At 64.6% G+C, this 10,141-nt stretch carries 10 protein-coding genes; 9 read left to right on the top strand and 1 reads right to left on the bottom strand.

From position 1 onward, the window contains the following. Positions 1-341: 341 nt before the first annotated feature. Positions 342-1,109, bottom strand: coding sequence for a histidine biosynthesis protein HisIE (locus XpopCFBP1817_RS17260; protein ID WP_128418058.1), 768 nt, complete (start codon positions 1,107-1,109; stop codon positions 342-344). Between the two features lie 242 nt (positions 1,110-1,351). Here XpopCFBP1817_RS17260 and XpopCFBP1817_RS17255 point away from each other — a divergent pair, with 242 nt between their 5' ends. The 9 genes from XpopCFBP1817_RS17255 to XpopCFBP1817_RS17215 all read left to right on the top strand — a co-directional run bounded on the left by XpopCFBP1817_RS17255 (position 1,352) and on the right by XpopCFBP1817_RS17215 (position 9,880). Further along, positions 1,352-2,782 carry a Do family serine endopeptidase gene (locus XpopCFBP1817_RS17255; RefSeq protein WP_128418057.1) on the top strand — a complete coding sequence of 477 codons (1,431 nt, stop codon included), beginning with the start codon at positions 1,352-1,354 and terminating at the stop codon, positions 2,780-2,782. Positions 2,783-2,897: 115 nt separating this feature from the next. Further along, positions 2,898-3,260, top strand: a complete 363-nt coding sequence (locus XpopCFBP1817_RS17250; RefSeq protein ID WP_128418056.1) for a hypothetical protein — start codon at positions 2,898-2,900, stop codon at positions 3,258-3,260. 3 nt (positions 3,261-3,263) lie between these two features. Continuing rightward, entirely contained in the window at positions 3,264-3,752 is a 489-nt protein-coding gene (locus tag XpopCFBP1817_RS17245; protein ID WP_128418055.1) for a phage holin family protein, read from the top strand. After that, complete coding sequence (locus XpopCFBP1817_RS17240) at positions 3,749-4,132, top strand: hypothetical protein (protein ID WP_128418054.1); 384 nt, start codon at positions 3,749-3,751, stop codon at positions 4,130-4,132. The genes XpopCFBP1817_RS17245 and XpopCFBP1817_RS17240 overlap by 4 nt, the downstream gene beginning before the upstream one ends. Positions 4,133-4,308: 176 nt before the next feature. Further along, positions 4,309-5,415 carry an AI-2E family transporter gene (locus XpopCFBP1817_RS17235; protein ID WP_128418053.1) on the top strand — a complete coding sequence of 369 codons (1,107 nt, stop codon included), beginning with the start codon at positions 4,309-4,311 and terminating at the stop codon, positions 5,413-5,415. A gap of 154 nt (positions 5,416-5,569) precedes the next feature. Next, positions 5,570-6,307: an HAD family hydrolase gene (locus tag XpopCFBP1817_RS17230; protein ID WP_128418052.1), complete on the top strand. Its 738-nt coding sequence runs from the start codon at positions 5,570-5,572 to the stop codon at positions 6,305-6,307. A gap of 42 nt (positions 6,308-6,349) precedes the next feature. Continuing rightward, entirely contained in the window at positions 6,350-7,720 is a 1,371-nt protein-coding gene (locus XpopCFBP1817_RS17225) for a leucyl aminopeptidase family protein (protein WP_128418051.1), read from the top strand. Between the two features lie 535 nt (positions 7,721-8,255). After that, positions 8,256-9,350, top strand: coding sequence for a catalase family peroxidase (locus tag XpopCFBP1817_RS17220; protein ID WP_128418050.1), 1,095 nt, complete (start codon positions 8,256-8,258; stop codon positions 9,348-9,350). After that, positions 9,347-9,880, top strand: a complete 534-nt coding sequence (locus tag XpopCFBP1817_RS17215) for a cytochrome b (RefSeq protein ID WP_128418049.1) — start codon at positions 9,347-9,349, stop codon at positions 9,878-9,880. The genes XpopCFBP1817_RS17220 and XpopCFBP1817_RS17215 overlap by 4 nt, the downstream gene beginning before the upstream one ends. Positions 9,881-10,141: the final 261 nt, after the last annotated feature.

The following is a 10,141-nucleotide window of genomic DNA, read 5'->3' as shown; positions in this document are numbered from 1 at the left end:
TGCGTCAGGTCTGCGCCAGTTGGGCGCCTGGCGCAAGCAAATGGAGCCGAGTCAGGTGGTGCTGGAAGCCACCGGCGGCGCACTGGCGGCAGGTGCTGTACATGGCGGCGCTGGTAGCGGTGCGCTTGACCCCGGCACGGCGCGACTTTTCCCAACGGCTACGCACACAAGGCAAGGCGGGCAAGGTTGCCTCGTGGCGGCGATGCGCAAATTGCTCGTCATCCTCAACGCCAAGATGCCAGACCAATTGGCGGCTGGCGCCGCCAGTTGGTCAACACAGTTGCTCTCCCGCAGGAGAGAGGGGCTTCGTCAGCGTGCAGTGCCGTCCCGGCGCTGCGGCATCAGCGCGTAACGCGCTTGGCCACTTTCTTGCCGACTGCCTTGCGGGCGGCGGTGGTCTTGGCCACTGCGCGCGTTGCCGGGGTCTTGGTCACCGCCTTCTTGATCGGTGCCTTCTTCACTGCAGCCTGCTTGGTGGCGGTCTGCTTGGCCACTGGCGCCTTCCTGGCCGGGGTCTTGGCAACCGTCTTGACGACCGGCTTCTTGACGACCGGCTTCTTGGCGGCAGCCGGCTTGGCGGCAGCCTTCTTCGCCGCCGACCGCGCGTCGACCGTGGTCACCGCGCTCTTGCGTGCCGCGCTCTTGGCAGCAGTCTTGGCAGTCAGTGCGGCCACTTCGGCCTTGGCATTGGCCTTGGCGGTTTCCAGCGTCTGCTTGGCGCTGGCCTTGGTGCTGGCAAGTTTCTGCCTGGCGGCCTCGGTGGTGCTGGCCAGCTTCTGCTTGGCGGCATCTTTGGTGGCCGTCAGCTTGTCCTTGGTGGCCTCCTTGGTCGACACCAGCGAGCGCTTGGTCTTGGCCACGCTGCGCTTCACCGCAGTAGCTGCTTCGTTGGCTTTTTTGACCACGCGTTTTTCGACCTTGACCACCGCCTTGCGTGCCTTGGCAACGCGCGTCTTGACCTCTCCCACCGCGGTGCCGGCCGCATCCTGCACGCTGGCAACCGCCTCGCTGGCGGTGCTGGCGATGGTTTCGGTCAGTTCAGTGGCCGTGCTTTTTACGCTGTCGACGGCGTCGGACAGGGCTGCCGTCACACCATTGCCGTTGCTCATAGACCCTCCTTAAGGGCGTCAGTGCTAGAAACGCGTGCGATGCGCGAGGGCATGCGTGAATGCTGAACAGGCATCGGATCAATCGGACGCTACGCCGGGCCCAGGCGACTGTCAATGCAAGGCGACGAAGCGCGCGCAGCGCTTTCACCACGAGTTACATTGCGCATTGGCACTGTTGTTCAGCTTGATTTGCGCAGTCAGACGCCCTATTCCTCTTCCACCGCGTAACCGGAATCCGTTGCATGCGACCGCTGCCCACCCTGCTGACACTTTCACTGGCCGCCGCGTTCGGCGGATTCGCCGCCACCGGCATCACTGCCTGGCTGGACAATCGCGCCGAGGCGGCCGGCGCTGCGGCCTTCACCCTGCCTGTTGCTGCCGCGCTGCCCGCAGCGGTCGCCGGGCAACCGGTGCCGTCATTGGCGCCGATGCTGCAGCAGGCAATGCCGGCGGTGGTGAGCGTCAACACCAAGCAGGTGGTGCGCGTGCGCAACCCGTTCTTCAACGACCCGATCCTGCGCAGGCTGTTTCCGGAAATTCCGCAGGACCGCATCAACGAATCGCTCGGCTCGGGCGTGATCATCGATGCGCAAAAAGGCTATGTGCTGACCAACCACCACGTCATCGAAAATGCCGATGATGTGCAGGTCACGCTTGGCGACGGCCGCACGGTCAAGGCCGACTTCATCGGCTCCGATGCCGATACCGATATCGCGCTGATCCGCATCAAGGCCGACAAGCTCACCGACATCAAACTGGCCGATAGCAGCGCGTTGCGCGTGGGCGATTTTGTGGTGGCGATCGGCAACCCATTCGGCTTCACCCAGACAGTCACCTCCGGCATCGTCTCGGCGGTGGGCCGCAGCGGTATTCGCGGGCTTGGCTATCAGAACTTCATCCAGACCGATGCCTCGATCAATCCGGGTAACTCCGGCGGCGCACTGGTCAATCTGCAAGGCCAGCTGGTCGGCATCAACACCGCCAGCTTCAATCCGCAGGGCAGCATGGCCGGCAATATCGGGCTGGGCTTGGCGATTCCCTCCAACCTGGCGCGCAACGTGGTTGAGCAATTGGTGACCAAGGGCGTGGTGGTGCGCGGCACGCTCGGTCTGGAAGCGCAGAATCTGACCCAGCAAATGCTGCAGGGTCTGGGCGTGGATTCGCTGCGCGGCGCACTGGTGACGCGCGTGCTACCAGGTTCCGCTGCAGCCGCCGCCGGCGTGCAGCCGGGCGATGTAGTGGTGGCCGCCAACGATCAGCGCGTGGACAGTGCCGAAGCGCTGCACAACTACGAAGGCCTGCAAGCCGTCGGTCGCGCGGTGACCTTGGATATCCGTCGCGATGGCAAACCGCTCAAGCTCACCGCCACGTTGAAGGAACAGGACCGCGCGGTCACTGGCGACATGCTCGACCCGCGGTTGGGCGGCGCCACCTTCGTGGATCTGCCCGAATCGCTGCGCCAATCCGGCATTACCGGGGTGATGGTCAGCGAGGTCAAACGCGGCGGTCGCGCGGCCGCCAATGGTCTGGTCACCGGCGATGTGATCGTGGCGGGCAGCGTGGGCGAGTTTGCCGATCTGGCCAGCTGGCGCGCCAACTTTCAACGCAAGCCGCAGCAATTGGTCGTGCGCATTCTGCGTGGCAACGCGCAGTACGACGCGCTGATGCGTTGACGTTGCGTGCACTGCGATGCACGTCCACTAACACCTCCTACACCGCAGCGATGCTATTGCTGCACCACTACCGCAGGCTATCGCGGCTGCCATCAATGACCGAAGGAGATATCGCATGAGCCCCACCAATACCGATCAGCTGAAAGAGAACCTGAGCGAAGCCAGCACCCACCTGAAGTCTGCTGCCAGTGCCGCCGGCGAATCCGTCAAGGGCGCCACCAACGCCGCAGGCGATGAGCTCAAGCTCGGTCGCGCCAACGTCAAGGCAGAGCTGTCCGACACCGCACTGGCCGGTATGGCCGCTGCAGAGTTCGGCGGCGCCGCTGCCAAAGAGCAGCTCGATGTGCTGGTCAGCAAGGGCAACGACCTGCTGGGAAGCGCGACCGATCTGATCCGCGAGCGTCCGCTGGCTGCCTTCGGCGTTGCCTTTGCGACCGGCTGGATCATTGCCAAGCTGGCACGTAGCAACGACAACTAAGTCGTGAGCGATCAGGCCTCTGCAGCTGCCGCTTCCGACGCGCCTAATGCGGGTGCGGAAACGCCAGGACTGGACGAAAGCGTACGTGCGGTCGGTGCTGCCGGTCGTGCGACGCTGGGCTCGGCCAAGGACACCAGCCGCGCGTTACGCCGGCTGGTGTCGGCCGATCTACAACTTGCACGCAGTGCATTCGGGCGCGGCCTGGCCTGGGCGTGCGTTGCCGTGGTGTTTGGCGCTTCATCGTGGTTGTTGTTAGCCGGTGCCATCATTGCGTTGCTGCAACGTGCCGGCTTGTCGTGGTTCCAGGCGATGTTCTTCACCGCGTTGGCCAGCTTGCTGGTCACCGGCATCGCGGCGTGGCGGGTGTTCTTCTACTTCGATCACACCGGTTTGAATGCAACCCGTCGTCAGCTGATCAAGCTGGGCCTCTTCGATGACAGCAATGACGACGACGATGCCACCGCATCGCCCAGCAGTGGAGCACGCATATGAGGTTTGGAACCTTGCGTCAGCGCGTCGAGCGCGCTGAATCTCTGGTGGAAGGGCGCGCCCAACAGACGCGTCTGCATTGGGGTGAATTGCGCCACGCATGGCATGCCGGATGGTCTCCGTTGCGCATCGTGGTAGCTGGTGTCGGTCTTGGTTTTGTCACCGGCCGCAACGAACCGCAAGCCGCGCTTGGCAGCATCGCCAGCAAGCTGGGCGGTATCCCCAAGATTGTGCAGATGATCAGCACGATCTCTGCACTGGTTACTGCGCACCAGGCCCAGGAAGCGTCAGAACAGGCCGAACGTGCTGCCGACCATGCAGAAGAGGTCGCTGCCGATCCGCCGGTGACCGTGGTGCAGGTGCCGGTAGGGCGCGCAGCCTGATTATTGCGATGGCAGCCGATACCCCGCTGACATCGGTACTGCTCCACCTGCGGCCGAGGCCGCCATCACCTTCTTCGATACGGACGTGATGCGCACAAACGCCGTGCGCACTGTTGACGCGTTCTGCCGATAATGGCGCACCGCTGGCACTACGCCAGTCTGCTGCCAGGGCGCGCATGTCTCTTCCCATCGACTCATTGGATACTGCCGTTCCGGCAGCGTCGCTCCCGCCTCCTCCGGCACCGCGCCCGCGTGCTCCGGCGTCGCTGGTGGTGTTGGCCACGCTCGCGGTGGGTTACACCCTGTGGGCAGCGCAGACGATCATCCTGCCGGTGATGCTGGCGGCATTCTTCGCACTGATCGGCAATCCCATCCTGCGCGGATTGCGCAAGCTCTATATCCCACGTTTCCTTGGTGCCTTGATGGTGTTGTGCCTGGGTCTGGCTGGCACCGTGGCGCTGGCCGCGCAGCTGGCGGGCCCGGCTGCGGAATGGGTGCAGCAGGCACCGCGGCAGATGCGGCAGATTGCGCGCGATGTGCGCGATCTGGCCAAGCCGGTCATGCAGGCCAACCAGGCCGCAGAAAATTTTGCACGCGCAGCCGGCGGCGAAGGCCAGCGTAATGTGCAGCTCGTGCGCACGCAGATGGACGACCCGTACAAGGCGCTGGTGCGCACGCCCAAATTGGCCGCCTCGGTCCTGGCGGTGGTGCTGCTGACATTTTTCTTCATGGTTTACGGCGAAAGCCTGCAGCGGAATGCAATTGCCCTGCTGCCCAATCGACAGCAACAGCGTTTCACCACTGAAATCATGATGGACATCGAACGCGAGGTCTCGCGCTACGTGCTCACCATCAGCGTGATCAATACGCTGGTCGGTCTGGTATTTGCGGGAATCCTGTCTGTATTGAAGATTCCGCTGCCCGAAGCCTTGTTGTGGGGCACGGTGGTGGCGCTGCTCAACTTCGCCCCGTATGTGGGCCCGTTGATCGGCGTGATGCTGATGCTGCTGATGGGCTTCGTCGAATTCCGCACCACTTTGTCGTCGCTGCTGCCGGCCATTTTGTATCTGGCACTGCACACGATCGAAGGCCAGGTGGTGACCCCGATCGTGCTGGGCCGGCGCATGGCGATCTCGCCGCTGATGCTGATCCTGGCGCTGATGCTGTTCGGCTGGCTGTGGGGCATGGTCGGCCTGCTGCTGGCGGTGCCGCTGCTGGTCTGCATCAAGATGGTGCTGAGCCGGGTGGAAGGGATGCAGCGTTGGGCAAGGCTGCTTGAGTAGCTGGGATGGGGGATGGGGAATTCGGCATGAGGGATTCGCAAAGGCAGCTGCATTGCGCCAAGAGATTGGCCCAGGCGTCAGCATGCCGCTGTTGCCACTCCCCAATCCCTGCTCCCCAATCCCCTTTTGATCGCAACAACCGTAAAATCTGCCGATGAGCTTCCACATCAACGCCATCACTCTCGATCTCGACGATACGTTGTGGCCCTTTGCGCCGATCGGGGCGCGAATCGATCAGGTGCTGTACGACTGGATGCGCGAGCACAGCCCGGTCACCGCCGAGCGGTTTCCGGTGGAGGCGATGCGCGAACTGCGCGAGCGCAGCTTTGCCGACAACCCCCACCTGCATCACGATCTCAGCGCGCTGCGTCGGTTGACGCTGGAAATGGCGCTGCGCGAGAGCGGTGGCGATCTAGCGCTGCTTGAACCGGCCTATGACGTGTTCTACGCCGCGCGCAACCAGGTGGAATGCTATCCGGATGCGCTCGACGCACTGGCACGCATCGCTGCGCATGTGCCGGTGGCGGCGCTCAGTAACGGCAATGCCGATCTGCAGCGCATCGGCTTGATGCATCACTTTGCGTTTCAACTGGGCTCGCGCGAGCACGGCAGCGCCAAGCCAGATCCGAGCATCTTCCTGGCCGCGTGCGCGCGCCTGGAGGTGCCACCGGCGCAGGTGCTGCATGTGGGCGACCATGTGCGCATGGACGTGCTCGGCGCGCTGGATACCGGCTTGCGTGCGTGCTGGATCAACCGCGAAGGTGCGCAGTGGTCGCACCCGACCCAGCAGCCGGATCTGGAGTTCGACTCCATGACCGGGCTGGCCGATTGGCTCGACGCACAGCAGCCGCATCCAGACGCCGCACACGATGGCATCCGCCTTCCCGGCTGAGCCACTTTGGCTCGGCGCACGGCGCCGCATTGGAGGATTCCCATGTCGCAGCTCACCGGTTTTATCGATCCCAACGCCGCCGCGTTGCCACTGTATGTGTTCGACCGCGCAGGCTTCGTGGCTTGGTGCGCCGAACAGCCCACGCGCGTGTTGTCGTGGGCACAGGCGCAGCGCTTCGATGCGGCGCAAGGCAGCGTGCTGCTATTGCCGGGCGAACACGGGCTGGCCGGGGCAATCCTGGGCATCGGCGACCGCGCCGATGCCTACGCTTACGCACACGCGCCGATGGCCCTGCCGCCCGCAAGCCGCTGGACGCTGGCCAGCGCGCTGAGCGATACCGAGCAGGCGCTGCTGCACCTGGGCTGGGGATTGGGCGCGTATCGCTTTTCGCGCTATCGCAAGGTGCCGCGTGCGCCGGCCGAACTGGCGGCTACGCCATCGGCAGAAACGCGCGCCTTGATCGACGCCTGCGTGCGCGTGCGCGACTGGGTCAATACGCCCACCGAACAGATGGGCCCGCAGCACCTGGAAGATGCCGCGCGCGCACTGGCGCAAACGCATGGCGCGCAGGTCGAGGCGATTGTCGGCGAGCAGTTGCTGGCGCAGAACTTCCCCACCATCCATGCAGTGGGACGCGCCTCGCATCGTGCGCCGCGCCTGATCGCGCTGCGCTGGGGTGCGGCCGAGCATCCGCATCTGGTGCTGGTCGGCAAGGGTGTGTGCTTCGATACCGGTGGGTTGGATCTGAAACCGGCCGATGGCATGCGCAATATGAAAAAGGATATGGGCGGCGCGGCGCATGCGTTGGCGCTGGCTGGCCTGGTGATGGCGCAGCAGTTACCGGTGCGGCTGACGGTGCTGATTCCTGCGGTGGAAAACGCCGTCGGCCCGGATGCGTTCCGCCCCGGCGAGGTCATCACCACCCGCGCCGGCGTCACGGTGGAAGTGGACAATACCGATGCCGAAGGCCGCCTGGTGCTGTGCGATGCCTTGAGCTACGCCACCGAACAGCGCCCCGATTTGATCCTGGATTTCGCAACGCTCACCGGCGCCGCACGCATCGCGCTAGGCCCGGATCTGCCTGCGCTGTTCGCCAACGACGATGCCCTGGCGCAGGCTTGGCTGAGCGCTGGCGAGCAGACCCGCGACCCGGTCTGGCGCATGCCGCTGTGGCGCCCGTACCTGCGTTATCTCAATAGCCACGTGGCCGACATGGCCAACGCCGGCTCGCGCATGGCCGGCGCAGTCACCGCCGCGTTGTATCTGGAGCGCTTCGTTGCACCCGGCCAGCTCTGGGCGCATCTGGACGTCTACGCCTGGAACGACAGCGACCGCCCCGGCCGCCCGGCTGGTGGTGAAGCACTGGCGTTGCGCTCGGCGTACGCGATGCTCAAAGCGCGTTACGGCCGCTGAGCGCGGCTGCCGACACTCCGGCTACGCGAGGCAGGCCCGCTCGGTGTGTGCGAGCGACAGGTCGACCCATGCGCTGCAGATCGTCTGCGACGTACGCCTGCTGGCTGTCAACGAGATGCTGTTGGCAGTGCATGTGCGTACGCCGTAAGAAATCAGCAAGCCGCTTGCGGGCTGCAATGACCCCGCGTGCGCAGCAACGGCGCGATCGTGCGCCTGCGCGTTTGCGCGACCTGGCAGATGAAGGCGAAAACGATATCGCCTTCGGCGCATTAACGCGTTTGTAGATGGCGGCCGCGGCCTCTACCGGGGAACGTGCGCAAAACAACGCAATGCAGGCAGCCATCTGCGTCGTTACCCGTCGTTTGGATCATCCATCGGCGACTTTGGTCGTGGCATCACACCGCAGACGCACTGAAGCTTGGACTATTCGCCCACGGGTCTGCCTGTGCCGCACGTTGGCGACCTCGGCGAATCACCAAACCGCACGTCGTCTCACCGCATTGACCCTTTACCGCATCGACCACCGGAGCCAGCCATGAACGTGCCACCTCCCTCTCCACCGCCACAGCGCTCACGTGCTGTGGCGCCGCTGCTCGGCATCGCCGCGATTGCCGCCGGCATTGCGGTTGCGTTCGCCTGGACCGCCGGCTGGATCGGGAGCGACCGGCTCACCGCCGCGCGCATGACCGACACCATGGAAGCCAGCGGGCCGCCGCATCCGGGCTTTCGCCGCGCACACACCAAGGGCGTGTGTGTGAGCGGGGAATTCAAGGCCAACGGCAAAGCCACCTGGCTGTCGTCGGCACGCATTTTCAGCCAGGACAGCACGCCGGTGCTCGGGCGCATGTCGATCGGCGGCGGCGACCCGCATGGCGCCGATGGCGCGGCGCGCGTGCGCAGCATGGCGCTGCTGTTGCGCAGTGACGACGGGCAGGAATGGCGCACCGCGATGAATAGTTTTCCGTTCTTCGTGGTGGCCACGCCGGCAGGTTTTCAGGCATTGAATGTAGCCTCCACGCCGGACCCGGCTACCGGCAAACCCGATCCGGCCAAGCTGGCCGCGTTCGGCAAGCACTATCCGGAAGCGGCCAAGTTTCAGCAGTGGGCCAAGACCGCGCCGTGGTCGGACAGCTGGGCCAACACGCAGTACAACGGGGTGAATGCGTTCCGCGCGATTGCCGCCGATGGACGCGAGCGCTACATCCGCTGGTCGATGCGCCCGCACACACCGTTCAAGGAACTGAGCGCCGACCAGCGCGCGCACGCCGATGGCGATTTTCTCGCCACCGATCTGGACACGCGCCTGGCGCAGGGACCGTTGCGCTGGGATCTGGTGCTGACCGTCGCCGAGCCGGGCGATCCGGTCGACGATCCGTCGCAGCCGTGGCCGGAAAGCCGCAAGCAACTCGTGGCCGGCACCGTCTCGATCGATCACGCCGAACCACAGGCCACCGGCCCGTGTCGCGATCTCAATTACGACCCGCTGATTCTGCCCAAGGGCATCGCCGGATCGAACGACCCAATCCTGGCGGCACGTTCGTCGGTGTATTCGCACTCGTTCAATCGTCGCGAACACGAAATCGCCAACGGCCAAGGCAGCGCTGCCACCGGCCAGGGAGCCCACCCATGAGCAGCCATACCCACTTCAATCTGCCTGCCCGCGTGCTGCACTGGCTGATGGCGGCAATGATCCTGACCATGCTGTTCGTCGGCGTAGGCATGGTCGCCTCGGTTACGCAGCGGCCATGGTTGATCGATCTGCATCGTCCGCTGGGCATCGCGATTCTGATTCTTGCGGTGCTGCGGTTGATCAACCGTCTGCGTCACCGCCCACCGCCGTTGCCGGCCGATCTGCCCGCGTGGCAGAAGGCCGCCGCGATTGCGTCGCACTGGTTGCTGTATGCGCTGATGCTGGGGATGCCACTGATCGGCTGGGCGATGTTGTCGGCCGGTGGTTATCCGATCGTGCTGTGGCCGGGCGCGAACTTGCCAGCGATCGCACCGCACGATCCGGCGCTATATGCGTGGTTGCGTAGCGCACACGGCTGGTTGGCATATCTGTTGTTCGCCACTGTGCTGGGGCATTTGAGCGCTGCGCTATTTCATGCCTGGATACGGCGGGATGGCGTGTTTTCCAGCATGGCGGGTGGGGGGCGGTAGGCCAGCTCTCGGAGCTGTCCACGGCTGCGCAGATCACAGGCATCTCCCCAGCTGGACAAAAGCTGGGGGCATAAGGTCAATATGGCCGGGGGAGCCGTAATCAGCGCCCGGTTGCGATCCCTCGCCCGATCGCCGCCCAATAAGATTGGCTAACAAGTGGCGATTGCACGCGCGATCGTGTCCGACCCTGAGGTTTCCCCACGTTTTCCCGAGATAGATCAGCTGGTTGCACCCGGATCGTGTAGAAACAAGTGCGCGCAT

The organism is Xanthomonas populi (assembly GCF_002940065.1).
Lineage (GTDB): Bacteria > Pseudomonadota > Gammaproteobacteria > Xanthomonadales > Xanthomonadaceae > Xanthomonas > Xanthomonas populi.
This window is presented reverse-complemented; position numbering and strand designations above follow the sequence as displayed.

Excerpts from the sequence above, each read along its gene's own strand:
- XpopCFBP1817_RS17260 (WP_128418058.1), bottom strand. The coding sequence starts at position 1,109 with ATGAGCAACGGCAATGGTGTGACGGCAGCCCTGTCCGACGCCGTCGAC.
- XpopCFBP1817_RS17255 (WP_128418057.1), top strand. The coding sequence starts at position 1,352 with ATGCGACCGCTGCCCACCCTGCTGACACTTTCACTGGCCGCCGCGTTC.
- XpopCFBP1817_RS17250 (WP_128418056.1), top strand. The coding sequence starts at position 2,898 with ATGAGCCCCACCAATACCGATCAGCTGAAAGAGAACCTGAGCGAAGCC.
- XpopCFBP1817_RS17240 (WP_128418054.1), top strand. The coding sequence starts at position 3,749 with ATGAGGTTTGGAACCTTGCGTCAGCGCGTCGAGCGCGCTGAATCTCTG.
- XpopCFBP1817_RS17235 (WP_128418053.1), top strand. The coding sequence starts at position 4,309 with ATGTCTCTTCCCATCGACTCATTGGATACTGCCGTTCCGGCAGCGTCG.
- XpopCFBP1817_RS17230 (WP_128418052.1), top strand. The coding sequence starts at position 5,570 with ATGAGCTTCCACATCAACGCCATCACTCTCGATCTCGACGATACGTTG.
- XpopCFBP1817_RS17225 (WP_128418051.1), top strand. The coding sequence starts at position 6,350 with ATGTCGCAGCTCACCGGTTTTATCGATCCCAACGCCGCCGCGTTGCCA.
- XpopCFBP1817_RS17220 (WP_128418050.1), top strand. The coding sequence starts at position 8,256 with ATGAACGTGCCACCTCCCTCTCCACCGCCACAGCGCTCACGTGCTGTG.
- XpopCFBP1817_RS17215 (WP_128418049.1), top strand. The coding sequence starts at position 9,347 with ATGAGCAGCCATACCCACTTCAATCTGCCTGCCCGCGTGCTGCACTGG.